Below are 26,992 nucleotides of genomic sequence, written 5' to 3'. Positions count from 1 at the left end.
ATGCTCGGCCTCGGCGGCGTGCCTGGCTATCCTGTCAGGAGATGGACATCGACGCTCTCTCGGCCGCCCGCACTGCGCAGTGGACCCGCCTCGACGAGCTCTCGCGCAGGCGCCGCCTGACCGGAGCCGAGGCGGACGAGCTGATCGAGCGCTACCAGGCGGCATCCGCGGACCTCGCCACGATCTCCTCCACCGCCGGATCGACGGCCGTCGGCACGCGGCTCGCCGTCTCGCTCTCGCGGGCTCGGGGACGCCTGACCGGCACGCGAGACGAGCCGCTCGCCGCGGTCTCCCGCTTCGTCGTCCTCTCGCTCCCGGCCGCTCTGCACCGGCTGCGCTGGCTGACGCTCGCCGTCGCCCTCGCGACCGCGGTGGTGGCGACGCTCTACGCGCTCTGGATCCTCGGCGACCCGCGCCTGCTCGCCGCGCTGGGCGACGACGAGGAGCTGCGGCGCTTCGCCCGGGGCGACTTCATCGACTACTACTCCGAGAACCCCGCCGCCTCGTTCGCCGGGCAGGTCTGGACCAACAACGCCTGGATTGCGGCGCAGTGCGTGGCCTTCGGGATCGTCGGCGTCTACGTGCCGTACATCCTGCTGCAGAACGCGCAGAACCTCGGCACGTCGATCGCGGTGATGTTCCATGTGGGGGAGGGCGACACGTTCTTCCTCTACATCGCGCCGCACGGACAGCTCGAGCTGACGGCCGTGTTCGTCGCCGCGGCCGCGGGCCTGCGGATCTTCTGGGCCTGGATCGCTCCCGGCGCGCGCACCCGCGGCCAGGCGCTCGCCGAGGACGCGCGGAGCCTGTTCACGGTGGCGATCGGCCTGGTCTTCGTGCTGCTCGTCTCGGGCGTGATCGAGGGGTTCGTCACTCCGGCGCCCTGGCCCTGGTGGCTCAAGATCGGGATCGGGGCGCTCGCCCTCGGCGCGTTCCTCTTCTACATGATCGTCGTCGGCGGGCGCGCGGTGCGGGCGGGGGAGACGGGCGACCTCGACCGGTTCGAGGCGGGGTCGCGCAGCATCGCGGCCGGCTGAGCCGAGCCGGACGAGCACGGCCGTCGAGTCGCGCTCCCGGGAGCGGCGACGGCCCCTCTCGCAGGTCAGAGCCGTCCGGCCGCCTTGAGGGCGAGGTAGCGGTCCGCGAGCGCCGGCGGGAGAGCGGAGGGGCTGCCGAGCACGACGTCCCCGCCGAGACGGCGGACGGCGGCCGAGAGCCGGTCGACGTCCGCGAGCGAGCGCTCGGCGGCGGCGGCGGAGTAGACCGCGGCCCGGTCGCTCCGGTCCTCCGCCATCCGCTGCAGCTCGGGGTCGAGTGCGCAGGCGACCACGACCGTGTGCACGCGAGTGAGCTGCGGTAGCACCGCGAGGAGCCCCTCCGCCGAGCCGACCGAGTCGAGCGCTGTGAGCAGGACCACCAGCGAGCGCTGGGAGGCCAGGGTGCGCACCTGCGCGGGGACCGCCGCCCAGTCGGTCTCGATGAGCTGGGGCTGCACGGGGGCGAGGGCGTCCACGACGCGGGTCAGCACTTCCGTGCCGGTGGCGCCGTGCACGCGGGCTCGCCGGGTGCGGTCGAACGCGAGCACGTCGACCCGGTCACCGGCCGAGGCCGCGAGGGCCGCCAGAAGGAGTGATGCCTCGATCGCCGTGTCCAGGCGCGGCTCGTCCTCGATCCGTGCGGCGGACGTGCGGCCCGTGTCGAGAACGACGATCACGCGCCGGTCGCGCTCCGGGCGCCAGGTGCGGACGACCGGCTCCCGGCGCCGCGCGGTCGCCCGCCAGTCGAGCGAGCGGACGTCGTCCCCGCGGACGTACTCGCGCAGGCTGTCGAACTCCGTTCCCTGCCCGCGGATCATCACGCTGGTCCGCCCCTCCAGCTCGCGCAGCCGCGCCAGGCGCGAGGGCAGGTGGCGACGGGAGCGGAAGGCGGGCAGCACCCGGACGACGGCCGGCGCGGCCCGCGTCGCCTGGCGGCCGGCCAGCCCGAGCGGCCCGCGGGAGCGGATGGTGACGTGGAGTGCCCGGCGCTCGCCGCGGCGGAGCGGCTCCAGGACCGTGGTCACCGCGCGGCGCTCGCCCGGAGGCAGACGCAGGGGCGACCGGGTCTCGAGGGCGCCGGCCGAGGGCTCCCAGGCGTCGCGGAGGACCCCCGTGATCCTCCTGCGGCCGGTGCTCGTGACCAGGAGGGTCGCCTCGGCCCGCTCGCCGAGCCGCACCCGGTCCGGCACCCGCCGCTCGAGCACGACGGCCCGGGGCGAGCCCGCGACCGCGACGTCGATCCCGACGAGGACCGCCCAGGCCAGGAGCCAGAGGCCGAGCACGGCGAAGGCGACCTCGGGGCGGCCGCCCAGGAGGACGACCGGCACCAGGCCGACGAGGAGGACGAGGACGCTGCGTCCGGTGAGGTGCACGGCTCAGACCGGGACGCGGACCTGCTGCAGGATCCCGCCCAGGACGGCCTCGGTGCGGACGCCCTCGAGCTCCGCCTCCGGCTCCAGCTGGATGCGGTGGCGCAGCACGGGCAGGACCATCGCCTGCACGTGGTCGGGGGTGATCGAGCCGTAGCCGTTGAGCCAGGCCCAGGCGCGGGACGCCGCGAGCAGGGCGGTCGAGCCGCGGGGGCTGGTGCCGAGCTTGACGCTCGGGCTCTCGCGGGTGGCTCGGGCGAGGTCGACGATGTAGCCGAGGACGTCGGGGCCGGCTCCGACGCGCCGGGCCGACGCCTGGGCGGCGCGCAGACGAGCGGCGTCGAGCACGGGGCGCACGCCCGCGGCGTCGAGATCGCGCGGGTCGAAGCCCGCGGCGTGGCGCGAGAGCACCTCCACCTCGACGTCGCGCGGCGGGATGTCGAGCACGAGCTTGAGCAGGAACCGGTCCAGCTGGGCCTCCGGGAGCACGTAGGTCCCCTCGTACTCCACCGGGTTCTGGGTAGCGGCGACGAGGAACGGGTCCGGCAGAGGCAGGGTGCGCCCGTCGACGCTGACCTGGCGCTCCTCCATCGCCTCGAGGAGCGCGGCCTGGGTCTTCGGCGGCGTGCGGTTGATCTCGTCCGCCAGCAGGAGGTTGGTGAAGACCGGGCCCTCGCGGAAGGCGAAGCCGGAGGTGGAGGCGTCGTAGACGAGGGAGCCGGTGATGTCGCCGGGCATCAGGTCCGGCGTGAACTGCACCCGGCGGGTGTCGAGGCCGAGCGAGACGGACAGGGCGCGCACGAGCAGCGTCTTCGCGACTCCGGGGACGCCCTCGAGCAGGACGTGGCCGCCCGCGAGGAGGGCGATCAGGAGCCCGGAGACGGCGCCGTCCTGGCCGACGACCGCGCGGCCGACCTCGGAGCGGACCCGGTCGAGCTCGGCGCGCAGGTCGTCGTCGGAGACCGGCGCTCCGTCGCGGGCGGAGGGGGTGGTGTCGCTCATCGGGAGGGGCCTTCCGGTCGTCGGGCGGTCGTCGGGGAGAGGGCGGCGCGGAGCGCGCTCTCGAAGCGGAGGAGCTCGTCGGAGGCGGCGACGAGGGCGGCGTCGTCGCCCGGCAGGTCGTCGACGAGCAGACGGCGCAGCGCGGCCTGATCGCGGCCGAGGCGCTCGGCGGCGACGGCGACGATCTCGTCGACCCCGGTCGCCGGAGCGAGTCCCAGGAGCGCGGCCGTCCGCCGGAGGGTACCGATGCGCAGTGCGTCGAGGGCGCGGGGCCGGAGGGCTCCGCGCGCGTAGAGCCGCGCGCGGCCGCGGGCCGTCTCGCTCGCGTGCACGACGACCGGCAGCGGCTCGACCGCGAGCGGGCCGAGCCGGCGGCCGCGCCAGACGGCGGAGGCGACGAACACGGCCACCAGCAGCAGGAGAGCCGGAGTCACCCAGCCGGGGGCGAGGTCGGCGGGTGCAGGGGTGGTGCTCGCCGAGTCGGCGGCTCCGGCGCGGTACCAGACCAGCCGGTCCTCACCGCCGAGCAGTCCGAGTGCGAGAGCGGCGCGGCCGTCCTGGCCGATGGTGCCGTTGCGGAGGAGGTCGGCGTCGCCGATCGCGGTGACGTCGGCGCCCTGCGGGAACCCGGTGCTCACGAGCAGGAAGCCGTCGTCGCCTGAGGGGAAGCAGCCGACCGCGTCGCCGTCGTCGAGGATCCGGTACGTGCTCCCTCCCGCGGGGAGCGTCCCGGCGCGCTCGGCCGCCGGGAGCGGGCACTCGGCGCGGAAGGGGCCGTCGCCGGCCGGGGAGCCGGCGAAGCGGACGTCCGGCAGCAGGGCGTCGAGCGCGGCTCCTCCCGGGGTCACCAGGACGAGCGAGGCCGAGGCGCGGGCGAGCCGGCGGTACTGGGCCTCGTCGAGGGCCACGTCCGGGTCGTCGACGAGCAGTGTCGCGTCCGGGGAGGAGGCGGCGAGAGCGGAGTCCAGGTCGTCGGCGCGGACGACCTCGACGCCCTGATCGCGCAGCACCTGGGCGAGCGCGCGGGCGCCGTCCGGGGTCGCGCTGTCGACGTCGAGGTCCGGGGCGGCCACCCGGGTCCCGGTCGCGACGGTGAGCAGCAGAGTGCCGACCGCGACGATCACGAGGAGGAGCACCCACACCCGTCCGCGGCGCAGCAGTGCGCCGAGGGTCGGGCTGGAGACCGTGTCGGCGCTCACCGGGGCGCCGCCAGGGCGTCCAGGACCGGCGAGGCCGCGGCGAGCTCGCGGTCCAGAGCCGCGACCCTCTCGTACTCGGCCGGGCCGCAGGGCTGCCCGAGGTAGCGCGCGCGATCGAAGTCGTCGGCCGTGCGGCGCAGCGCGGCGGCGGAGGAGGGGAAGGCCGCGGAGGCGCGCGACGCCAGGCCGAGCGCGGTCGTGCCGGGCGAGACCCGCAGGACGGTCCGCTCGTCGAGGGAGCGCACCAGGGCGCGGAAGCGCTCGACGAGCGCCTCGTCCCAGTCCCCGCGGGCGGCCGCGGCCTCGGCGAGCGAGCGGAGGGTCGCGGCCGAGCGGGTGTCGTCGTCGGCGAGCACCGCTCCCGTGACGGTGCTGCGGCGACCGGCGCGGGGCCGTCCGGCGATGACGAGCGCGGCGACCACGAGCGCCACCAGCACCAGCACGCCGATCACGGCGGCGATCGGCACCGGCGGGCCGTCGCCCTGCAGCGTGAGGGAGGCGAACCAGTCGCGCACCGCCTGCACCACCCGGTCGAAGAGGGTCGGCTCGGCCGCCCGGTAGCGCGGGTCGGCGAGCTCCTCGAGGAGGAGTCGGCGCGCCTGCTCCGCGTCGGGCTCGAGAGGGGCCGCGGCGAGGATCACGGGCGCTCCGGCACGGGGAAGGGATCGGAGGAGGGGCGGCCCGCCGCGCGCTCCTCGACGTGGCGCATCAGCACCAGGTCGAAGCCCTCGCGGCGCATCCGTCGGTCGAGGTAGACCAGGCCCGTCACGGCCGACTGGAGCACCGTGCCGACGGCGCCGATCACGAAGCCCACGGCGACGGAGGCGATCGTCACCACGAGCGAGGTGACGAGCTGCGCGTCCGGGTCTGTCGGGGCGATCAGGGCGCCGGCGATCGGGATGAGCAGGCTGAACGGCGTGGCCACGATCTGGCCGGCGACCTGGATGATCACGGTCATCAGCGCGAGCGCGCCGAAGGTGCGCCAGAAGCCGCCCGCCACCAGCCGCCAGGAGCGCGCCACCGCACGGCGCAGCGGCAGCCGCTCGACGACGATCAGGCTCGGCACCAGGGCGAGCTTCGTCGACAGCCAGACCCCCAGCGCGAGGGCGACCAGGCCGGAGCCGACGAGCACCAGGATCCCGCCGACGATCGCGCTCGACGTCCCGTCCATCGCTCCGATGACGAACAGCGGCACGGCGAGCGCCACGGCGAGGAGCACCAGGAGGAGGTAGCCGACGCCCTGCAGGACCGTCCAGCCGATCAGCGCCCAGAAGCGGCCCCGCAGCCGGGCGAGCAGCTGACGGAAGGTCGCCCGCTCGCCGAGGACGCCGCGGGTGATCTCGAGCACGACCACGCCCTGCACGAGGGCGCCGCTGGCCAGCGAGACGGCGAGGGGGATGAGGGCGGCCAGGACCACGACCGCGAGGGAGCCTGCGCCGACGGCGTCGCGGTCGGCGGACTCCGCCTGCGCGATGCGCCCGACGGCGAGCACCGCGATCAGGCCGTAGACCGCCAGGGCGAGCACCGACCCGAGGCCCTGCACCAGCAGGGCGACGCCCAGGGTCGTGCGGGGGCTGCGGCGGAGGACCTGGAACGGGGCGCCGAGCAGGGTGCCGAAGCCGAGCGGGCGCAGCGGCACGAGACCGGGCTTGGGCGGGGGAGTCCAGCCGGGCGCTGGGCGTCCGGGCGACCAGGGGCCGGCGCCGGCGGGCGACCAGGAGCCCCCGGCGGGACCGGTCGGTACGGGACCTGCGCTCGGCGGCGCGGGCGACCAGGCCGGGGCGACGGGAGCGGGCAGCGGCCTGCGCCGGTCGCCGTCCTGCGCCGGGACGGCCGCGTCGTCCGGACGCCCTGCGGGCGGGGGCCACTGAGCTGCGTCGGTCATCCCCTCCATGCTGTCACAGGCGTGCGGGCGGGGTCCTCCCCCGAGCGGACCCCCTTCGCCCGCAGAGCCCGCTCCCCGCCCACGGAGAGGTGCGTCGGTTAGCCTGGGTCGGGTCACCGTGCGCGCCGTGGGCGGGCGCGACCCGAGACGAGGAAGAGCAGACCGATGAGCGCGCGCATTCTGGTGGTCGACGACGACGCCGCCCTGGCCGAGATGATCGGCATCGTCCTGCGCGCCGACGGGTACGACGTCTCCTTCTGCGCGGACGGCTCAGGCGCCCTCGAGGCCTTCCGGCGGGCCCGGCCGGACCTGGTCCTGCTCGACCTGATGCTGCCCGGGATCGACGGGATCGAGGTGTGCCGCGCGATCCGCGCCGAGTCCGGAGTCCCCGTCATCATGCTGACGGCCAAGTCCGACACCTCCGACGTCGTGCAGGGCCTCGAGTCCGGCGCCGACGACTACATGGTCAAGCCGTTCGACCCCAAGGAGCTCGTCGCGCGGATCAGGACGCGCCTGCGTCCCGCCACCGCCGCCGCGAACGCGGTGCTGCAGGTCGGGGACCTGAGCCTCGACGTCGCCGGCCACGAGGTCCGCCGCGGCGAGACGCGCATCGGCCTGACCCCGCTCGAGTTCGACCTCCTCCTCGCCCTCGCCTCCAAGCCCCAGCAGGTCTTCACCCGCGAGATGCTGCTCGAGCAGGTCTGGGGCTACCACTACAAGGCCGACACCCGCCTCGTGAACGTGCACGTCCAGCGCCTGCGCGCCAAGGTCGAGAAGGACCCGGACGACCCCCGCATCGTGATGACCGTGCGCGGCGTCGGCTACCGCGCCGGCGCCGTCCTCCCGGGCTGACCGTGCCCCGCCTCGCCGCTCCCGACGTGCGCCGGTGGCCCCGCCGCGTGCTCGGGGTGTGGCGCACGTCGCTGCAGTTCCGCGCGGTCGCGATCACGGTCCTGCTCAGCGGCATCGCCATCGGCTCGACCGGCGTCTACCTCTCGTACAGCATCAGCGACAACCTGTTCCAGTCACGGCTGACGCAGGTCACGGGCGACACGTCGCGCGCGACCCGGGCCGCGCAGGGATACCTCGACGCCGCCACAGTCTCCACCCGCCAGGACATGGAGGAGGTGATGAGCTCGGTGCGCACCGCCGTCCGGGACGCCTCCTCCTCCGCGCTGATCGCCGTCGTGCGCTCGCCCGACCAGGAGGCGTCCTCGCTGGCGCCTCAGGACATCTACAACCGTGAGCTGCAGAACGGCGTGATCAGCGACGCGCTGCGCGAGCGGGTGCAGGCGGGCTCCGACGGGCAGTACTGGCAGTCGGTGACGCTCGACGCCTCCGGTCAGCAGCAGCCCGGCATCCTCGTCGGCTCGACCCTCGAGCTGCCGAGCTCGGCCGGGCGCTACGAGCTGTACATCGGCTACTCCCTCGCGGACGCGGAGCGCACGCTCCAGTTCGTGCAGCAGGTGCTCAACGTGGCGGGGATCCTGCTCATCCTGCTGATCGGAGCGGTCAGCTGGGTCGTCGTGCGGATCGTCGTCGCCCCGGTCCGGGTCGCGGCCGAGACGAGCCAGCGCCTCGCCGCCGGCGACTTCGACGTGCGGATCCCCGAGCGGGGCCAGGACGTGATCGCGACCCTCGCCCGGTCCTTCAACGGCATGGCCGACAGCCTGCAGGACCGGATCAGCGAGCTCGCGACGCTCAGCCAGGTCCAGCAGCGCTTCGTCTCGGACGTCTCGCACGAGCTCCGGACGCCGCTGACGACGATGAAGCTGGCCGGGGACGTGCTGTACGACCAGCGCGAGGACTTCGCCCCGGTCGCCGAGCGCACGGTCGAGCTGCTGCACAGCCAGATCGACCGCTTCGAGAGCCTCCTCGCCGACCTGCTCGAGATCTCCCGCCACGACGCGGGATCGGCCGAGCTCGAGCTCGAGCCGGTCAACCTGGTGAAGCTGGCCGGCGACGAGATCGAGGCGATGCGCGGGATCGCGGAGGCGAACGGCTCCCGGCTCACTCTCTCCGCCCCGGGCGGCTACTTCGACGCCGACCTCGATCCGCGCCGCATCCGCCGGATCGTCCGCAACCTGCTGGGGAACGCGATCGAGCACGGCGACGGCCGCGAGGTCGTCGTCACCGTCGACAGCAACGCCAGCGCGGTCGCCCTCGCGGTGCGCGACTACGGGCACGGCATGAGCAGCGAGGAGGTGGTGCGCGTCTTCGACCGCTTCTGGCGCGCCGACCCGTCCCGCCGCCGCACGCTCGGCGGCACCGGCCTCGGCCTCTCCATCGCGCAGGAGGACACCGCCCTGCACCACGGCTGGCTGCAGGTCTGGTCCGTGCCCGATCGCGGCGCCTGCTTCCGCCTGACCGTGCCCCGCCACCGCGGCGAGCGGATCGAGGCCTCGCCGCTCCCGCTGCCCCCGGTCGACGCGGGCGAGCAGGCCTACAGCGGCCCGATCGTCCTCCCTCCGCTGCAGCCTCCTCCGGTCGGGGCCGCGGGGGTGCTCCCGTGAGGCGCGGCGTCCTCCGCGCCGCCGCGGCCGCCGCGCTGCTCGCGCTCGGGCTGGCCGGGTGCGCCGGCATCCCGCGGGACGGCGACGTCGGAGTCGGACGGCCCGACACCGCGCCGCAGGACCTCCAGTACGACTTCCTCCCGTCGGGACCCGCCGTCGGTGCGTCGCAGCGCGACATCCTGACCGGCTTCATCGACGCCGCGTCGAGCCCGCAGAACAACTACAAGATCGCCCGCGAGTTCCTCTCCACCGGAGCCGACTGGACGCCGGGCGAGCACGTCACGGTCGACGAGGGCCAGCGCTCCGCCTCGCCGCAGTCGGGATCCACGCTCTCGCTGACGATCACGCCCGTCGCCGAGGTCGACGCGACCGGCGTCTACACCGACGTCGCCACCACGGCCGGCCTGACCCTCGACTACGGCTTCGTCCAGGAGAACGGCGAGTGGCGCATCAGCGCGCCGCCGAGCGGCGTGGTGATCGACCGCACCACCTTCGAGCAGGTCTTCTCGACGCACGCGCTCTACTTCTTCGACCCCGGATACCAGTACCTCGTGCCGGACCTGCGCTGGTTCGCCTCGCGCGCCGACAGCTCCACCAGCACCACGATCGTCACCGAGCTGCTGCGCGGCCCCACGCCGTGGCTGCGGGACTCCGCCGCCGTCGTGTCGGCCTTCCCGACCGGCACGACCCTGGCGGCCGAGACCGTGCCGGTCGAGTCGCAGCGCGCCGTGGTCGACCTGAACCCGGCCGCTCTCGAGGCCGATCCGGCGCAGTGGCGGCTGATGGCCCTGCAGCTGAACCGGAGCCTCGCGAACGTCTCGAACGTCACCGGAGTCGCGCTCTCCGTCGAGCAGAACCCGATCGACGTCCCCTCCGAGGTCACCGGGCTGCCGACCTCGCCCCGCGTCGACACCCGGCCGCTCGTGCTGACCGACGACGCTTTCGGATTCCTCGGCTCCTCCGGGCTGGCCGGCCTCGGGATCTCGGATCGGATCGAGGCGCTGCAGCCGCGGGCCGCGGTCCTCGGCGAGCAGCGCGGGGCCGACTCGGACGCGTCGGCCGCCGTGCTCACCGCCGCGGGCGTGAGCCTCGTGGAGCCCGACGGCGCCGACGTCCTCCTCGACGCGCGGTCGGGCCTCGTCGCGCCGACGATCGATCCGCTCGGGTACGTGTGGTCCGTGCCGTCGGCCTCGCCCGGGCAGCTGGTGGCGTACTCCGCGGACGGCTCGCGCTCGATGCAGGTCGCGACGGCCTGGAGCGAGGTCGAGTCGCTCGCCTCGATCGCCGTGTCGCGCGACGGCACCCGGATGCTGGCGCTCGCCCAGGACGGGCAGCAGGCGACGGTGCTGGTGGCTGGCATCACCCGCTCCCGGGACGGCGACCCGGTGGCGGTCGGCGAGCCGGTCGTCCTCCGCTCGACTCTGGGGACCGCGGTCGCCGCGGCCTGGACGGACGAGCTCGATGTGGTGTCGGTCGTCCGCGGCTCGACGGGAGAGGACGCCGTCACGATGAACCTGCTCGGCGGAGGCGCCACGGCGCTCGGCACGACGACGGGCACGGTCCAGATCGCCGCGGGCAACACCTCGACCCAGATCCGCATCCTCGCCGAGGGCGGGGAGCTCCGGCAGCAGCGGGGCTCGGCCTGGCAGACGACCGCGACGGACATCCGGCTGCTCGCGGCGCAGACCGGCATGGGGTCCTGACCGGTCCTGTCGGCGGCGACGAGCCCTTCCGACGGCGGCGCGCTCCGGATGCTCCTCCCCAGGCGCGTCGGGCAGGCGGATCGTCCCGATCCGACGGATCCACCGCCCGCGCCGCGGCCCGGACGGCGAACGTGGAGGCATGCTCTCCGATCACCTGCTCGACGCCCTCGCCGTCCTCCTCCCGCTGGAGTGCCCCGCCTGCGGAGAGCCGACGAGCCGGGCGCCCTGTCCGGACTGCTCGGCCGACGCGGCCGCCTCGGCCTGCCTGCTGACCCGCGTCGTCGGACCGCAGGACGATCCGCTCCTCATCGTCACCGGTGCCCCGTACGAGGGCACGGTGCGCCGCCTCGTCGTCGCGCTGAAGGAGGAGGGCCGCACGGCCTGCCTCGCCCCGCTCGGCGCGCTGCTGCGTCCGGCCCTCGGCGCGGCGCTCGCCGGCAGCCCCGCGATCCTGGTCGTCCCGCCCGGCTCCTGGCTCGGCCGCGTGCGGCGGGGCACCGATCCCGTCGCGCAGCTGGTCGCCGCGTCGGGAGGGCGGGCGGTGCGTCCTCTCCGGCGGTCGCGGATAGTCCGCGACCAGGTCGGGCTCGGCCGCGTCGAGCGGCGCGGCAACCTCGACGGGGCGTTCCGCGCCCGCCGTCCGCTCTCGTCGTGGCCGCCGGTGGTCCTCGTCGACGACGTGGTCACCTCCGGCGCGACCCTGCTCGAGCTCCGGCGCGCCGTGCGTGCGGCCGGCGGGACGGTCCGGGCCGCGGCGGCCCTGGCCGGCACCGCGCAACGAGGAGGGAACGTAGCAGCAGAATCCGGACGAATTCCCGGTGACGATCCGGTGGCCGGGGTCTACGGTGGGGGCACGGCGTGAACGGTCCGCCCCGGAGAAAGGCGGCACGCCGTACTCGACTGGGAGGTTGTCATGGACATCGACATCACAGGACGCAACATCGACATCACCGATCGCTTCCGCGCGTACGCGACGGAGAAGTCGGACAAGGTGGCGCACCTCGCCGATCGTGCTCTCGCACTCGAGATCAAGGCGAGCAGGCACGCCGAGGGCAAGGGCTCGGCCGGCGGCGACCGCGTGGAGCTGACGCTGATCGGCAAGGGGCCCGTGGTCCGGGCCGAGGCGAGCGGAGCCGACAAGTACGCGGCGTTCGACGTCGCCATCGGCCGGCTGCTCGAACGGGTGAGACGCGCCAAGGACCGGAAGAAGGTCCATCGGGGCCAGCATCGGCCGACCTCGCTCCGCGACGCGGCCGCCGACGACTTCAGCGTCGTCGCCATCCAGCCGGCCGACGCGGCGGTGCTGGAGCAGCTGAGCACGGGCGTCATCCCCGTGCAGGAGGCGCCGGAGCCGGTGGAGGACGAGGTCGAGGAGCCGTACTGCCCCGTCGTCATCCGCAAGAAGGTCTTCGCCTCCGTCTCGATGACCGTCGACGACGCCGTGGACTACATGGAGCTGGTCGGACACGACTTCTACCTCTTCATCGACTCCGACACGAACCGCCCGAGCGTGGTCTACCGCCGCAAGGGCTGGGACTACGGCGTCATCGGCCTCGGCGACGAGGCCGACGAGCTCGCCGAGCAGGCCGCCGGCTGAGATCCGACCCCGGGCCCCGGAGCATCCGCTCCGGGGCCCTCCCCGTGCCCCGGAGCATCCGCTCCGGGGCCCTCCCCGTGCCCAGGCAGGGAGTCCGCCCAGGGCGGACGCGTCGCCCCGACCGCTCGCCGCCCGCCCCGGCTAGGCTGGTCGCGGTCCGCGCTCCGGCGCGCGACTCCTGTCTTCTACTTTTATTGGAGTACCCCGTGGCCTCTGTCCTCGAAAAGGTCCTTCGCGTCGGGGAGGGGCGGGTCATCCGCCGCCTCGAGAACTACGCGAAGGCCGTCAACGCCCTCGAAGAGGACTTCACGCACCTCAGCGACGAGGAGCTGAAGAACGAGACCGTCGAGCTGCGCGAGCGCTACTCGAACGGCGAGTCCCTCGACGACCTGCTGCCGGAGGCGTTCGCCGCCGTCCGCGAGGCCTCGCGCCGGACGCTCGGCCTCCGCCACTTCGACGTGCAGCTCATGGGCGGCGCCGCCCTGCACCTGGGCAACATCGCCGAGATGAAGACCGGAGAGGGCAAGACGCTCGTCGCGACCCTCCCGGCCTACCTCAACGCGATCGCCAGCCGCGGCGTGCACATCGTCACGGTCAACGACTTCCTCGCGTCGTACCAGTCCGAGCTGATGGGGCGCGTGTTCCGCGCCCTCGGCATGACGACCGGAGTGATCCTCTCGGGCCAGACCCCGGAGCAGCGCCGCGAGCAGTACTCGGCCGACATCACCTACGGCACGAACAACGAGTTCGGCTTCGACTACCTCCGCGACAACATGGCGTGGCAGGCGCAGGACATGGTCCAGCGCGGCCACTTCTACGCCATCGTCGACGAGGTCGACTCGATCCTCATCGACGAGGCCCGCACCCCGCTGATCATCTCCGGGCCGGCCTCGGGCGAGGCGAACCGCTGGTTCGCGGAGTTCGCCAACCTCGCCAAGCGCCTCGACGAGGGCGAGGACTTCGAGGTCGACGAGAAGAAGCGCACCGTCGGCGTCCTCGAGCCCGGCATCGAGAAGGTCGAGGACTACCTCGGCATCGACAACCTCTACGAGTCGGCGAACACCCCGCTGATCTCGTTCCTCAACAACGCCATCAAGGCGCGCGCGCTGTTCAAGAAGGACAAGGACTACGTCGTGCTGAACGGCGAGGTCCTGATCGTCGACGAGCACACCGGCCGCATCCTGGCCGGACGCCGCTACAACGAGGGCATCCACCAGGCCATCGAGGCGAAGGAGGGCGTGCAGGTCAAGGCCGAGAACCAGACCCTGGCCACAGTCACGCTCCAGAACTACTTCCGCCTCTACGCGAAGCTCTCCGGCATGACCGGAACGGCCGAGACCGAGGCCGCCGAGTTCATGTCGACCTACAAGCTCGGCGTCGTCCCGATCCCGACGAACCGCAAGATGCAGCGGATCGACAACGCCGACCTCGTCTACAAGAACGAGCAGGTCAAGTTCGCCCAGGTCGTCGAGGACATCGCGGAGCGCCACGCGGCCGGGCAGCCGGTCCTCGTCGGCACGACCAGCGTCGAGAAGAGCGAGTACCTCTCGCGCCTGCTCGCCAAGAAGGGCGTGCGCCACGAGGTCCTGAACGCCAAGAACCACGCACGGGAGGCGGCCATCGTCGCCCAGGCCGGCCGCCTCGGCGCCGTCACCGTCGCGACCAACATGGCCGGTCGAGGCACCGACATCATGCTCGGCGGCAACGCCGAGTTCCTCGCGGTCTCCGAGATGACGGCCAAGGGCCTGAACCCCTCCGAGACTCCGGAGGAGTACGAGGCCGCGTGGGACGAGGTCTTCGCCGCCGTCAAGGAGAAGGTGGGCGAGGAGGCCGAGAAGGTCCAGGCCGCCGGCGGCCTCTACGTGCTCGGCACCGAGCGCCACGAGTCGCGCCGCATCGACAACCAGCTCCGCGGACGCTCGGGCCGCCAGGGCGACCCGGGGGAGAGCCGCTTCTACCTCTCGCTCACCGACGACCTCATGCGCCTGTTCAACTCCGGCGCCGCCGAGGCGCTCATGGGCCGGGGCAACGTCCCGGACGACATCGCCATCGAGTCGAAGGTCGTCTCGCGCGCCATCCGCAGCGCCCAGTCGCAGGTCGAGGCCCGCAACGCCGAGATCCGCAAGAACGTCCTCAAGTACGACGACGTCCTCAACCGCCAGCGCGAGGCGATCTACTCGGACCGCCGCCACATCCTCGAGGGCGACGACCTGCACGAGCGCACCCAGAAGTTCCTCGTCGACGTGATCGACGAGATCCTCGAGGTGCACACCGGCGACGGCAACGGCGACGACTGGGACTTCGACGCCCTCTGGACCGAGCTGAAGACGCTGTACCCGATCAGCCTCACCATCGACGAGGTGGTGCAGGAGGCGGGCAGCCGCGGCCGCATCAACAAGGAGTTCATGCGCCGCGAGATCCTCTCGGACGCGCAGCTCGCCTACCAGCGCCGCGAGGAGCAGCTGGGCTCTCCCGCCATGCGCGAGCTCGAGCGCCGTGTCGTGCTCTCGGTGATCGACCGCCGCTGGCGCGACCACCTCTACGAGATGGACTACCTCAAGGACGGCATCGGCCTGCGCGCGATGGCCCAGCGCGACCCGCTGGTCGAGTACCAGCGCGAGGGCTTCGCCCTGTTCCAGCAGATGATGGGGCAGATCCGCGAGGAGACCGTCGGCTTCCTCTTCAACCTCGAGGTCGAGGTGACCCAGAAGCAGGGCGAGGTCGCCGGAGTCGCGGCCAAGGGCCTCGCTCAGCCGGTCGCTCCGGCCGAGAAGCTCAGCTACTCGGCCCCGAGCGACACCGGCGGCGTCGAGGTCCGCGACCAGCGCGGACAGGTGCAGCAGGCGGCCACCGCGAAGGCCCGCGCCGAGGAGGCCCGCAAGGCGCTCCCCGAGGGCGAGGCGGAGGAGACTCCGACGACCGGCGCCTTCGGCCAGAAGCCGGGCGGCTCGGACGCCCCCGCCAACCGCGAGGAGCGACGCGCGCAGTCCAAGCGCCGCTGAGTCCTCCCCGGACGACGCCCTCGGCCCCGGTCCCGCAGCAGCGGGTGTCCGGGGCCGTCGGCGTTCCTGCGGAGGCTCGGAGCCCGGCCTCGCCCGCCGTCAGGACTCGCCGCGCGCGAGAGCCGAGACGAAGCCGCCGGCGAAGGTGTCGCCGAGGCCGATCGTCGTCGGCCGGTCCGTCTCGAGGACGAGCCCGGGGACGCAGCAGGCCTCGAGCGCCGACTCCACCGCTGCGCACACCGCTTGCGAGCCGGGCTGGGGAGGGAGTCCGCCGATGTGGTCGTAGTCGGCGGCGGTGAAGCCGTCCCCGAGGAGGTCGCGGAGCTCGGTCGCGCGGATCATCTCGCCACCGCCGCCCCGCCGCCCCCGGAGCTCGAGGAGGCCCTGCGCGACAGGGGAGTGGAGATCGTGCTCCCGGCCGGTGCGGCCGCCCGGGAGCGCTGACCCGCTCCTCACAGCACGTTGATCGCGGTGGCCCGCCAGCGGGCGTCCGTACCCTCGAGCCGGATCGCGACGGCCCGGCTCCGTGCGCGGTGATGCACCAGGACCACTCCCTCGACGACGCCGTCCCGCGGCTCCGTGACGATCACCCGTCCGACCGTGAACGGGACGCGCTGCGCCGTCCGCTTCCGCAGGCTGCGGGCGCGGGCCGCGAGCACGACCCGCTTCTGCAGGTGGTGGTAGACCTCGTCGCTCAGCCATCGCGCGATCTGGTCGATCTCGCGCGAGCCCTCCAGGATCTCGATCACGAGGTGCGTGAGCCGGGCGAGCAGGGGCTCCGGGTCGGGCAGCTCGGCGCGGGTCGCAGGCTGCGGGGCGAAGAACTCCGCGAGGGTGAGCCGCTCCACGGCCGCCTCGGGGTCGAGGGGGAGGGTGCGGTAGTCGAAGGCGTGGAGGGGAAGGCTCATGCGGCGATCTCCTGGGGCAGGACGAGCTGTTCACGGGTCCGGGTCACCTCTCTGCTCGACGGGCGGGGCGCGCTGGGTCGGCACGCGAGGACGACCTCATCGAAGCAGTCGAGGGATGCTCATGGAGTGCAGAGGCGCAGACTGTGGATAATCGTCGGCCGTCCCGAGCTGTGGACAGCGAGCCCGGCGTGCACCGCCCGGCCGCGCCCTAGGCTTGTCGGGTGTCGACCCTCAGTGACCTCGTCCTCTCCCACGGCCGATCCGACGAAGCGGACGTCGAATGGCTGCACCTGCTCGTCGGCGACCTGCAGCTGCTCGCCGACCTGGCCTTCGCCGACATCGTGCTCTGGGTGCCCACGGCCGACGACAGCTTCGTCGCCGTCGCCCACGCGCGCCCCAGCAGCGCGGCGACGCTCTTCTACCGCGACTTCGTCGGGCAGAGGATCAAGTCGGAGTGGCGCGCCCAGGTCGTCGAGGCGTTCGAGACCGCGCGGATCGTCGACACCTCCGCCCCGGACTGGTTCGAGGAGACGCCCACCCGCGTGCGCGCGGTGCCCGTCCTGCGCCGCCTGGGGGCCTCCGACGGCGGCACGACGGACCGCCCCATCGCGGTCGTCACGCGCCACACCAACCTCAGCGAGACGCGCACGCCGAGCCGGCAGGAGCTGACGTTCAACGACTGCGCGAACGACCTCTTCTCGATGATCGCCTCGGGCGACTTCCCGGACCTGGGCGCGCCGACCGGTCCACGTCGCGGGGCGCCGCGCGCGTCCGACGGACTGATCCGCCTGGACGTCGACGGCGTCACCACGTTCGCGAGCCCCAACGCCCTCTCGGCGTTCAACCGCATCGGCTTCGCCGACGAGCTCGAGGGGGAGTCGCTCGCCGAGGTCACCACGAAGCTGATCGCGGGGAAGGTCGTCATCGACGAGTCGCTCCCGCTGGTCGTGACCGGCCGGGCGCCGTGGCGCACCGACATCGAGGCCCGCGGAGTGACGGTGTCGCTGCGCGCGATCCCGATCCGCGACCGCGGCGAGCGGGTCGGCGCCGTCGTCCTGTGCCGCGACGTGACGGAGCTGCGCCACCAGGAGCGGGAGCTCATCACCAAGGACGCGACGATCCGCGAGATCCACCACCGCGTGAAGAACAACCTGCAGACCGTGGCCTCGCTGCTGCGGATCCAGGCCAGGCGCACCCACTCCGACCTCGCCCGGGAGGCGCTCACGCAGGCGATGCGCCGCGTCGCCGCCATCGCGGTCGTGCACGACACGCTCTCGGAGGGGCTGAACCAGAACGTCGACTTCGACGCGGTCTTCGACCGGGTGCTGCTGCTGATCGCCGAGGTCGCCTCGACCCACAACACCACGGTGCACCCGAAGCTGACGGGGAGCTTCGGCAACCTGCCCAGCGAGTACGCGACTCCGCTCGCGCTCGCCCTGACCGAGCTGGTCACCAACGCCGTCGAGCACGGCCTGGCCGGACGGGAGGGCGACGTGGAGATCGTCGCCTCGCGCAGCGACGACGAGCTCACGGTGAAGGTGCGCGACACGGGCGTCGGGCTGCCGGAGGGCAAGGTCGGATCGGGCCTGGGCACGCAGATCGTGCGCACGCTCATCCAGGGCGAGCTCGGCGGCACCATCGACTGGCACACGCTGGTCGGGCGCGGCACCGAGGTCACCATCGAGGTGCCGCTGCGGTGGCTGGAGCGCGCCCGCTCCTGAGCCCGGAGACGACGCGACCCCCGCTGCCGAGAGGCGACGGGGGTCGGGATCGTTCGTGCCGCCGAGCGGCTCGTGCGCCTAGGAGGCGCGGCGTGCGCGGGCGGCGCGGCGCTTCAGGGCGCGACGCTCGTCCTCGCTGAGGCCGCCCCACACGCCCGAGTCCTGGCCGGTCTCGAGGGCGTACTGGAGGCAGACCTCGGTGACGGTGCAGCGTGCGCACACCGACTTCGCCTTCTCGATCTGGTCCACGGCCGGGCCGGTGTTGCCGACCGGGAAGAAAAGCTCGGGGTCTGCGGTGAGGCAAGCGGCCTTGTCGCGCCAGTCCATGCGGGTGCTCCTTGTGTGAAGGCGTGCGTGGAGGAACCACGCAGTGTTCGGGTGGGATGATCGATCCACGCCGACGATCCCGACCAGTACTCGACCTCCGCGCCCTCACCGGCGCACGCCACGAGGCCCCGTGCTGGAGCGCGGGGTGGATCGGGGTGGTGGACGGGAGAACGCTCGGTTCTTGCCGGTGCACTCGACGCGATGCGTGAGCACTGCGTCGGCCACCCGGCTCCAGTGCTGGTCATCCGGCTCGCCCCCTTGCCTGACGGCGCGGCGGGATCGGATGTTCACATCGGCGGAAACCCACGACCCTGTGAGCGGTGAAACGAACTGGACTAGCCTGTCACGGGGATGAGCCCGAATCAAGAGTCCTGGATGGGATGTGCCTGTGACCGCTGACGCGAACGGGTCCCGCGGACCCCGCCCGATCGCCTCCCGGCCGCTCGGTCTGGTGGTGCTGATCGCGGTCCTGGCCCTCGAGACGCTCGCCGTCGCCGGGGTCGCGGCGTGGCTCGTGCTCGAGCTGCTGACGACCCGGGCCGACACGGTCGGCGGAGGGATCGCCATCGTCGTCCTCGCGCTGATCGCCGTGTGCTGGGCCGCCGCGACGACGCTCGGCGCCGTGCGACGGCGAGGCTGGATGCGCGCGTCGGCGCTGACGATCCAGCTGGTGATGATGGCCGTGGCGCTCGGCGCCTTCCAGGGCCAGTACGCCGTGCCCGACATCGGCTGGGCGCTGCTGGCGCCGGCCGCGGTGGCCGTCGTCGCGCTGTTCCTCCCGAGCGTGGTCGCCGCCACTCGTCGCGATCCGGCCGTGTAGCCGGACGGCTGGCGCGCCGCCGCTCGCGGGTGCGACGCTGGAGGGACCCCCTCCTCGACACGGAAGCGACGCGCATGGACTCCACCCGACTCGGCTCCAGCGGCCTGCAGATCTCCTCGATCGTCCTCGGCTGCATGAGCTTCGGCGCTCCCGACCGCGGGGCCCACGGCTGGAGCATGGGCGAGGAGGAGTCGCGGACCTTTCTCCGGCGGGCGCTGGACCTGGGGATCACCACGTTCGACACGGCGGACGTCTACTCCGACGGCACGAGCGAGGAGTTCGTCGGCCGGGCGCTCGCGGACTTCGCGGTCCGCGAGGAGGTCGTGATCGCCACGAAGGTCCACGGGCGGATGCGCCCCGGCCCCAACGGCGGCGGCCTCTCGCGGCGGCACATCCTCAGCGCGATCGACGACAGCCTCCGACGTCTCGGCACGGACTACGTCGACCTCTACCAGATCCACCGCTGGGACCCCGAGACGCCGATCGAGGAGACGATGGAGACGCTCCACGACGTCGTCCGCTCGGGCAGGGCGCGCTACATCGGCGCCTCGAGCATGTGGGCGTGGCAGTTCGCGAAGGCGCAGTACACCGCGGATCTGGGCGGCTGGACGCGGTTCGTCTCGATGCAGGACCAGTACAACCTGATCCAGCGCGAGGACGAGCGCGAGCTGCACCCCTTCTGCGTCGACCAGGGAGTCGGCGTGATCCCGTGGTCGCCGCTCGCCCGGGGCCGGCTCACCCGCGACTGGGACGAGACCACGGCGCGCACCGAGACCGACGTCTTCGGCGGCACCCTCTACCGCCAGCAGGAGGAGGCCGACCGGCGGACCGTCGCGACCGTCGCACGCATCGCCGAGCAGCGCGGCGTGCCCCGTGCGCAGGTGGCGCTCGCCTGGGTCCGGCAGCAGGAGGCGGTCACCGCTCCGATCGTCGGAGCCACGAAGCTCCACCACCTCGACGACGCGGTCGCGTCGCTGGACGTGGAGCTGACCGCCGACGAGCTGGAGGCGCTGGGCGCCGACTACGCACCGCGCGCCAACGAAGGGTTCTGATCCGGCCGATGCGCCACCGCTGATCCGCCCGAGCGGTCTCCGCTATGTTTCCTCTCGAAGATGACGGAAGCTCGGATCGGGAGGCGGCATGGTGAGGAGTGCTGGGGATCCGTTGGGGGCGCGCTACCGCCTGCTCGAGCGGATCGGCTCGGGTGCCGCGGGCGAGGTGTGGCGCGTCGCTGACGCGCAGGGGCCGGACCGCGCGGCGAAGCTCCTCCGCGGTGAGCACGTGCACGACGCGGGCCTGGTCGAGCGGTTCGTCCGTGAGAGGTCGGTGCTCACCCGTCTGCGGCACCCGCACGTCGTGGAGGTGCTCGACCTCGTCGTGGAGGGGGAGACGCTCGGGATCGTGATGGAGCTCGTCGGCGGCGGATCGCTGCGGGAGCTGCTGCGGGACGAGGGCACCCTCCCGGCGGTCGATGCGCTGCCCGTGGCGGCCTCGATCCTCGACGCTCTCGCCGCCGCGCATGCGATCGGCACGGTCCACCGGGACGTGAAGCCCGACAACGTCCTGCTCGCGGAGGGTGCGGACGATGCGGGCTCCGCCGTCCGCGTCTCCGACTTCGGCATCGCTCATGTGGTCGCCGAGGGGCCGCGCGCGACGACGGGTGTCATCGGGACGCCGGAGTACCTCTCGCCCGAGATGCTCGCCACCGGAGCGGCCGGCCCGCCGAGCGACGTCTACTCGACGGGGATCCTGCTCTACGAGCTGCTGTGCGGCCGGACCCCCTTCGCCGGTCCCGGCGCCGACGTCGCGGTCGCCTACCGGCACGTCGCGATGCTCCCGCCGCCGCTGGATCTGCCGCCGCGGCTCGCGTCGCTCCTGGACCAGATGCTCGCGAAGGATCCGGCGTCGCGGCCGACGGCTGCGGAGGCGGCGGGGATCCTGCGACGCCTCTCCCCGGCGCTGGCCGGGTTGCCGGCGCTGCCGCTCGCGGCGGGCGCGGCGGAGTTCGAGGAGGCCGAGCGCCCGGGCACGGTCCTCCGCGGGATGGCGGTGGAGATGTCGTCGGAGCCGGTGGAGGAGGGGCCCGCTCCCGAGCTCGGCCCGTCGTCGCAGGCGACCGTGCTCCGCCCGGTGCCGCGCAGCGAGCTGCGCCTGGCGGAACGGCCGTTCGAGGCTCCTGCTCGGCGGGGGCGCGGCGGACGTCTGCGGATGATCCTCGCCGCCGTCGGCGCCGGCGTCCTGCTCATCGGGGCGATGCTCCTCGCCGTCCAGCCGCGCGACGGCGGAGCACCGGCCTCGGCACCGGATGCCGAGCTGTCGGCCCGGCAGCAGGACCGGCCGCTGCCGACGGGTCTCGGAGTGACGCGATCGGCCATCTGGGACGCGGAGCGACGGGCCGTGGTCGTCGAGATCTCCTACTCCGCCCAGAGCGCGCCCCTCTCGGGGTCCTTCCTCGAGGTGCTGCCGGGCCCGGACGCCGCGGCGGCGTGCCCCGCGGCCAGCTGGTCCGGAGTGACGGCGGTGCGCAACCGGCCGAGCGTCACCGGAGTCGGGGTCGGCTGCGGTTGGAGCCTGACGGACCTGCACGTCCCGGCGCAGGGGATCGTCGACGTCACGGCGACCGTGCCGATCGCGGTGGCCGAGCAGAGCGCCCTGGACGGGTGGCTCGCGGCGGCCGCATCAGCGACGGCACAGGCGGTGGCCGACCCTGCGGTCACCGGGACGGCGTATCCCGTGCAGCGGCTGCGGGATGTGCGGATCGAGACTCCCGCGCGGACGGTCGGCCGGACCCCGCTGCCGGTGACGCTGGTGCCGGTCTGGCCGAGCGGGGCGGACCCCGTGAATCCCCTGCTGGCGACGCCGTCGTCCGCGCCGGCGAGCAGCATGCTCGACGCGATCGCGGGCGGAGTGGAGGGCGTGCGGTTCAGCGACGGTTGCGGCGGCGCGGTCGCCGTGTCGTCCGACGGGCTGACGGTGACCGCCCTCACGGTGACTCCGTCCTGCGAGCTGCGCGCCCGAGTGGGCGCGTTCTCGGACCTCTCGAGCAGTCCCTTCGCGATCACCACTCGCGAGTGAGTCGACCTCCCGCGCCAGTGTCGAGCCGTCGACGCCACGCGAGCCGTCTGTGCTGTCTTGCCTTCTACCATGACGAGACATCCTCATGAAACGTTGGTGGAGTGGGGAGCGGTCGGGACGGTCCCGTCCGCAGGGGTAGAAAGGTGTGATCCATGTCACGTGTTCTCTCGACCGACGAGGCGAAGTCCGCGATCCAGCAGATCCAGTCGATCGTCAACGGCGGCCTCGCCGATCAGATCAGCCGGCTCGACGCACAGGGGCGGACACTGTCCGACCCGAACGTCTGGGATGGTCCGCTGGCCTCGCAGTTCCGCTCGTCGACCTGGCCGGAGACGAAGTCGGCCCTCGAGAAGGCCAAGCAGGAGCTCGAGGAGCTGCGCGGCCAGCTGGCGACGATCTCGCAGAACATCTTCGCCGCCGGCGGAGGGAGCTGACCGGCCGTCCCGCCCCTGCGTGCTCCGGCGAGCGGGGGCGGGACGTGCTCGTCGTCTCCGCGCTCCTTCCTCCGCGCACCTCCATCGGTGCGTCTCGGAGTGATCGGAGCGCTCTCGAGGAGGACGCGCCGATCGACTCGGTGGCGGAGGCGCGATCACCCGCCCGAGGGCGCTGATCCGCCGCCGTCCGCCGGCGTCGGCGAGACCGACTGCACGAAGTGGATCTCGCCGTCGAGGCTGACGAAGCCCCGGCCCACCGTGGGCGGGACGGGGAAGCGCCGCGGGATCTGCGCGCCGAGGAGAGTGCCGTCGTTGTCGATGTCGGGCTGGAGCAGCAGCACGGAGCGGGAGGCCGCCGCCTTCTTCGTCCAGTTCCCGAAATGGCTGCGGAGCTCGCTCGACCGGCCGGCCAGCACGACGCAGAGTCCCGGGCGACCCGACGAGACCAGCCTCATCAGCGCCTGGTCGGTGTCGTCCCAGCGTTCGGCGTCGTCGAGAAGGAGCAGCACGGGGCCCTCCTCCGTCGACAGCGACGTGAGGAGGGTGCAGAGCTCCTCCGCGCCCACGGCGAGTCGGTCGAGGTCGGCGCCCCTGAGCGGGGAGCGTCGATCGCACACTCCCCAGACGGCGACCGAGCCGGCGGCCCGCGCCGCCTCGGCCAGGGCGAGCAGCACGGTCGACTTGCCCGATCGGGCGGGTCCGGCGATGACGACGTGCTCGCCCTCGAAGACCTGGAACGCCAGCGGGGCGAGGTCCGACTCGCCGAGGCCGATCGGGAGCAGCCACGGCTCGCGATCGAAGCGGGCCTCGATCCCGAGCGCGCTCACGGCGACCCTGTCGGGAAGCGTGCCGACCGTGCTCGTCCTGCCGCGCGCATCCGGCCAAGCGGCCGCGAGCTCGGCGATCGCGTCGTCGAGACCGGCCCTCGGAGTCGCGACCTGCGTCTGCAGGAGCGACGAGGTGAGAACGCAGCGCCCCGGCACTGCTGCCGGCGCCTGCACCGGCTTCACCCCGGCGGCGGCGTAGTCCTGCGGGTCGGCGAGGCGGAACAGCCACTTCTGCGTCGTGACCTCCTCCATCACCGAGGGGATCGCCCTCGCCCGGGTGCTCGTCACCGCGAAGTGCAGGCCGAGCTCCGGTCCGTCGGCGTAGGCGCGGGTGAACGCCTCCATCAGAGCCAGGCCCTCCCAGTCCTGGAACTCGTCCTTCAGAGTCGCGAGACCGTCGACGAGCACCAGCGCACGACGGTGGCCCCCGGGCGATGCTCGGCGCCGGCGCACCTCGTCGCGGAGGTGACGGAGGAACCGGGTCTGCTTCTCGTGGGATCCGCCACCTGCGCCGGCGTAGGAGACGGTGTGCGGGAGTCGCGCGAGCGGGGCGGAGTCGCGGCAACCGGCATCGAGGACGTAGAGGTCGAGCTCGTCCGGGGGGAAGTGGCGGGCGGCCGTCAGTGCGATCGACGCGAGCGCCGTGCTGGTGCCGCTGCCGGGGATGCCGATGAGGAGCAGGTTCCCCTCGCCCAGATCCCAGCCGGTCGGCGTCCGGCGCTGCCGGTCGGGGTCGTCCGAGAGTGCGACGTGCAGGACGTCGCCGACGACGCGACCGAGGTCGGACTCCTCCGCACCGAACCCGCTGAGGGCCACGGTGTCCTCGAGCGGCTCCGGCCAGATCGGGCGGGGAGGGCCGAAGCCCGAAGCGGCGTCCGCCTCGACCACCGCGTCGATCAGGAGGTCGAGATCGGTCGGGGCCGTCTCTTCGGCGGCGACCGGGGAGGGGCCCTCGACGGGGACGCCCGTGGGTCCGACCGGGCGGACCTCGATCGCCTCGACGGCCGGCGCCTCCGCGCGACCGGTGACCAGCGCCGTCTGGACGGGCAAGATGTCGTTCTGGCCCCGCTTCACGTACGCCCGGCCGGTCTGGGAGCGGGAGATCCCGGCCGCACTCGCAACTCCGATCACGTCGGCGGAGTCGTCCCGGCTCTGCACCCGGAGGGCGACGCGGAGGTTGGTGTTGGCGAGGATGTCGTCGTTCACCACTCCGGCAGGACGCTGGGTGGCGAGGATCATGTGCACGCCGAGCGTCCTGCCGACCGCGGCGACGCTCACGAGGGACGTCAGGACGTCGGGATGCTCCTTCGCGAGAACGGCGAACTCGTCGACGACGAGCAGGAGCCGCGGCATCGGCTCCGGCGGCGAGGTGGCCCAGTACGCGTCGAGGTCGTCGACACCCTCGCCGGCGGCGGCGAAGAGCCGCTGACGACGCCGCATCTCGGCCTGGAGCGAGCGCAGCGCGCGGTCGGCGAGCTGGGCGTCGAGGTTGCTGATGGTGCCGATCGTGTGCGGGAGCCGCTCGCAGGACGCGAACGCTGCACCTCCCTTGAAGTCGATGAGCACGAAGGTGAGGCGAGTCGGATCGTTCCAGGCCGCGAGGCCGGCCACGAAGGAGCGCAGGAACTCGCTCTTGCCCGAGCCCGTGGTGCCGCCGACCAGGCCGTGCGGGCCGTCGGCGACGAGATCGACCACGAGCGGACCGTGCTCGGACGAGCCGACGGGCGCGCGCACGCCCCGGGCGCTCGACCACCACCGCCGGACGTCCGCGGCGGTCGGACGATCGGCGCCCAGGAGCGGCGGCAGCCGCACGAGCGCGGAGAGGGCCGCCCCCGCGGTGACGAGCTCCGGGTCCTCGAAGCGCGCCAGGTCGCGCGCACAGCGCTCGGCCGTGGAGGAGGCGAGACCGGCGAGCACCACGTCCTCGACGGTGATCCGCTCGTCGGGCCGGGAGAGGACCGCCGAGGCGTCCGCTCCGACCCGGACGACGACCGTGCAGGAGGCGGGGAGCTGCTCCTCCGACGCCGCGAGGACGAGGCCGGAGATCCGGGTCGCCGCCTCGCGCTCGCCGCGGCCGAGTCCGAGGAGTTCGCGCGCCGGAGCGGCGCGTCCCTCGGTCAGCACGTCGGAGTCGAGCACCAGGAGCACGCGCGGCGAGTCCTCGTCGCGGAGGGCGCGGAGGAGCTCGGAGCTGCGGTCGCGCCGGTCGGAGAGGCGGCGTCCACCCCCGGGCAGACGTGTGTGGGGGAGCCAGGAGGCCCAGCTCCAGTCGGAGTCCCGTCGCCGGTCGCAGAACACCCCGATCGCCAGGTCGGCCGGACCGCAGTGGACCGCCGCCTGGCAGAGCAGGCTCCTCGCCAGAGCGAGGCCGCCCTCGCGGTCGCCGACGATCCCGACGACGCCCGAGTCCGCGAGATCGATGGACACCGGCGCGCTCGGGACGACGCTCACCGCGAGGATCGCGCGCACCTCCTCCTCGAGCCGCGGCACTCCGCGCTGATCGAGCGGGGGAGACCACGGGACGTCGCCGACGCCGATGTGCAGGCGGAGCACATCGGCGGAGGTCGCGCGCCGCTGCCACAGCGACGTGGCGGGCAGCGCCGCCCGGCGGATCGTCGTCGCCGGGTCGGGCGCGTCCTCCTCGAGGCGGGCCCGTTCGACACGCGCGGAACGGGCGATGGCGTCGCGGAGCGTCTGCAGCGCCTCGCCGTAGCGCTGCTCCTCGGACCGGGTCGCTCGGGCGTGCCGGTGCCGCTGCTCGAACCACATGCCCACCCCAGCCACGGGGCTGAGCGCGGCGAAGAGGGCGTAGCGCGCATCGCCCATGATGAGGACCATCGCGAAGGCGAGGACGAGCGGCGCGGCGACGGTGATCACGCTGAAGGTCGTGGCGGAGGCGATCTCGAGGCGGGCCGGCGGGACGACCGCCTCGCCGGCCGCCGGACGTCCCGGTCGCGGCGGCCGGTTGAAGGGCACGGTCGCCGTCGCGGTGACGTTGTCCGTGCTCCCCGGCTCGGGCGCGAGGAGCTCGGGAGGCGCGGGGCGCAGTCGGAGAGCCGCCCCACCGGCGATCACGACCGCGGCGTCGGAGACGAGGACCCCGTCCCCCGTCGCGGAGACGCCGTCGACCAGAGTGCCGTTGGTGCTGTCGGCGTCGCGCACCCGCAGGCCGTCGCCCTCGCGGGTCACCGAGAAGTGCTCCCAGGAGGCGCTCGCCGTGTCGAGGACGACGTCGGCGTGCGGGGAGCGGCCCACGATCAGCGCACGGCCCCGCGGGATCTCGACCACGGCTCCCGCGCCGAGACCGCCCGACAGCACGGCCGTCCACCCGCGGGCCGTGGCAGGTCGGGGCAGGGGGGAGCGGGCGATCCGCGTTCCCTCGAGCAGCAGCAGATCGGCCAGCCGGGTCTCCACAGGATGCAGGGCGGTGTCGACGGCGAGGGCCGTCCCGGGCGGGAGGCGGTGCCCGGTGGCGGTGGCGATCAGCTCGCCGAGTGTCACGGAGTCGCGGTGGCGGCCGAGGTCGATGTCGGAGCGGGTGCCGTCGAGGTCGAGGAGGAGTCGCACCGGGG

At 73.5% G+C, this 26,992-nt stretch carries 21 protein-coding genes; 12 read left to right on the top strand and 9 right to left on the bottom strand.

The window, feature by feature from the left end:
• Positions 1-41 precede the first annotated feature (41 nt).
• Positions 42-1,037, top strand: coding sequence for a stage II sporulation protein M (locus C5C63_RS01395; RefSeq protein WP_104224139.1), 996 nt, complete (start codon positions 42-44; stop codon positions 1,035-1,037).
• A gap of 65 nt (positions 1,038-1,102) precedes the next feature.
• On the opposite strand, the gene C5C63_RS01390 is transcribed toward C5C63_RS01395, so the two are convergent.
• Genes C5C63_RS01390 through C5C63_RS01370 form a run of 5 tightly spaced genes read right to left on the bottom strand, consistent with a single transcriptional unit; the run spans position 1,103 to position 6,493 of the window.
• Positions 1,103-2,410, bottom strand: a complete 1,308-nt coding sequence (locus tag C5C63_RS01390; RefSeq protein ID WP_104294946.1) for a DUF58 domain-containing protein — start codon at positions 2,408-2,410, stop codon at positions 1,103-1,105.
• 3 nt (positions 2,411-2,413) lie between these two features.
• A complete protein-coding gene (locus C5C63_RS01385) occupies positions 2,414-3,409 on the bottom strand; it encodes a MoxR family ATPase (RefSeq protein ID WP_104224137.1) in 996 nt (331 codons plus the stop codon).
• The gene (locus tag C5C63_RS01380) at positions 3,406-4,608 is read right to left on the bottom strand and encodes a DUF4350 domain-containing protein (protein WP_104225485.1); all 1,203 of its coding nucleotides are present in this window, start codon (positions 4,606-4,608) and stop codon (positions 3,406-3,408) included. Before C5C63_RS01380 ends, C5C63_RS01385 begins: the two co-directional genes overlap by 4 nt.
• Positions 4,605-5,249, bottom strand: coding sequence for a DUF4129 domain-containing protein (locus C5C63_RS01375; RefSeq protein WP_104325369.1), 645 nt, complete (start codon positions 5,247-5,249; stop codon positions 4,605-4,607). The genes C5C63_RS01380 and C5C63_RS01375 overlap by 4 nt, the downstream gene beginning before the upstream one ends.
• Positions 5,246-6,493 (bottom strand): hypothetical protein, encoded by a 1,248-nt coding sequence (locus C5C63_RS01370; protein WP_146086337.1) that lies wholly within the window; start codon positions 6,491-6,493, stop codon positions 5,246-5,248. Before C5C63_RS01370 ends, C5C63_RS01375 begins: the two co-directional genes overlap by 4 nt.
• Positions 6,494-6,658: 165 nt before the next feature.
• Here C5C63_RS01370 and mtrA point away from each other — a divergent pair, with 165 nt between their 5' ends.
• The 6 genes from mtrA to secA all read left to right on the top strand — a co-directional run bounded on the left by mtrA (position 6,659) and on the right by secA (position 15,308).
• Complete coding sequence (gene mtrA, locus C5C63_RS01365; RefSeq protein WP_104224133.1) at positions 6,659-7,345, top strand: MtrAB system response regulator MtrA; 687 nt, start codon at positions 6,659-6,661, stop codon at positions 7,343-7,345.
• A 2-nt stretch (positions 7,346-7,347) separates the two neighbouring features.
• Positions 7,348-9,006, top strand: coding sequence for an MtrAB system histidine kinase MtrB (gene mtrB / locus C5C63_RS01360; RefSeq protein WP_258065365.1), 1,659 nt, complete (start codon positions 7,348-7,350; stop codon positions 9,004-9,006).
• Positions 9,003-10,709, top strand: a complete 1,707-nt coding sequence (locus C5C63_RS01355; RefSeq protein WP_104325367.1) for an LpqB family beta-propeller domain-containing protein — start codon at positions 9,003-9,005, stop codon at positions 10,707-10,709. The genes mtrB and C5C63_RS01355 overlap by 4 nt, the downstream gene beginning before the upstream one ends.
• Positions 10,710-10,848: 139 nt before the next feature.
• Positions 10,849-11,571, top strand: a complete 723-nt coding sequence (locus C5C63_RS01350) for a ComF family protein (protein ID WP_104325366.1) — start codon at positions 10,849-10,851, stop codon at positions 11,569-11,571.
• Between the two features lie 51 nt (positions 11,572-11,622).
• Positions 11,623-12,306, top strand: a complete 684-nt coding sequence (gene hpf / locus C5C63_RS01345) for a ribosome hibernation-promoting factor, HPF/YfiA family (RefSeq protein WP_104224131.1) — start codon at positions 11,623-11,625, stop codon at positions 12,304-12,306.
• Positions 12,307-12,512: 206 nt separating this feature from the next.
• Positions 12,513-15,308: a preprotein translocase subunit SecA gene (gene secA / locus C5C63_RS01340; RefSeq protein ID WP_104225488.1), complete on the top strand. Its 2,796-nt coding sequence runs from the start codon at positions 12,513-12,515 to the stop codon at positions 15,306-15,308.
• Positions 15,309-15,407: 99 nt separating this feature from the next.
• Here secA and C5C63_RS01335 read toward each other — a convergent pair whose 3' ends face one another.
• Together C5C63_RS01335 and C5C63_RS01330 are read right to left on the bottom strand one after the other, a co-directional pair.
• On the bottom strand, positions 15,408-15,650 hold the full coding sequence (locus C5C63_RS01335) for a hypothetical protein (RefSeq protein WP_104224129.1): 243 nt from the start codon (positions 15,648-15,650) through the stop codon (positions 15,408-15,410).
• Positions 15,651-15,760: 110 nt separating this feature from the next.
• On the bottom strand, positions 15,761-16,216 hold the full coding sequence (locus C5C63_RS01330) for an Rv3235 family protein (RefSeq protein ID WP_219812326.1): 456 nt from the start codon (positions 16,214-16,216) through the stop codon (positions 15,761-15,763).
• A 221-nt stretch (positions 16,217-16,437) separates the two neighbouring features.
• Here C5C63_RS01330 and C5C63_RS01325 point away from each other — a divergent pair, with 221 nt between their 5' ends.
• A complete protein-coding gene (locus C5C63_RS01325) occupies positions 16,438-17,937 on the top strand; it encodes a sensor histidine kinase (protein WP_104224128.1) in 1,500 nt (499 codons plus the stop codon).
• 78 nt (positions 17,938-18,015) lie between these two features.
• Here the strand turns inward: C5C63_RS01325 and C5C63_RS01320 are convergent, their stop codons facing one another.
• Positions 18,016-18,264 (bottom strand): WhiB family transcriptional regulator, encoded by a 249-nt coding sequence (locus C5C63_RS01320; RefSeq protein ID WP_055788231.1) that lies wholly within the window; start codon positions 18,262-18,264, stop codon positions 18,016-18,018.
• A gap of 388 nt (positions 18,265-18,652) precedes the next feature.
• Between C5C63_RS01320 and C5C63_RS01315 the strand changes: the two genes are divergently transcribed.
• The 4 genes from C5C63_RS01315 to C5C63_RS01300 all read left to right on the top strand — a co-directional run bounded on the left by C5C63_RS01315 (position 18,653) and on the right by C5C63_RS01300 (position 22,593).
• Positions 18,653-19,084, top strand: coding sequence for a hypothetical protein (locus C5C63_RS01315; protein ID WP_258065364.1), 432 nt, complete (start codon positions 18,653-18,655; stop codon positions 19,082-19,084).
• 74 nt (positions 19,085-19,158) lie between these two features.
• Positions 19,159-20,136: an aldo/keto reductase gene (locus tag C5C63_RS01310; RefSeq protein ID WP_104325363.1), complete on the top strand. Its 978-nt coding sequence runs from the start codon at positions 19,159-19,161 to the stop codon at positions 20,134-20,136.
• 88 nt (positions 20,137-20,224) lie between these two features.
• Positions 20,225-22,159, top strand: coding sequence for a serine/threonine-protein kinase (locus tag C5C63_RS01305; RefSeq protein ID WP_104325362.1), 1,935 nt, complete (start codon positions 20,225-20,227; stop codon positions 22,157-22,159).
• Between the two features lie 152 nt (positions 22,160-22,311).
• Positions 22,312-22,593 carry a pyrophosphorylase gene (locus C5C63_RS01300; RefSeq protein ID WP_104291592.1) on the top strand — a complete coding sequence of 94 codons (282 nt, stop codon included), beginning with the start codon at positions 22,312-22,314 and terminating at the stop codon, positions 22,591-22,593.
• 155 nt (positions 22,594-22,748) lie between these two features.
• Here the strand turns inward: C5C63_RS01300 and C5C63_RS01295 are convergent, their stop codons facing one another.
• A complete protein-coding gene (locus C5C63_RS01295; RefSeq protein ID WP_104325361.1) occupies positions 22,749-26,987 on the bottom strand; it encodes an FtsK/SpoIIIE domain-containing protein in 4,239 nt (1,412 codons plus the stop codon).
• Positions 26,988-26,992: the final 5 nt, after the last annotated feature.

Source organism: Rathayibacter sp. AY1B8 (assembly GCF_002932775.1).
GTDB lineage: Bacteria > Actinomycetota > Actinomycetes > Actinomycetales > Microbacteriaceae > Rathayibacter.
This window is presented reverse-complemented; position numbering and strand designations above follow the sequence as displayed.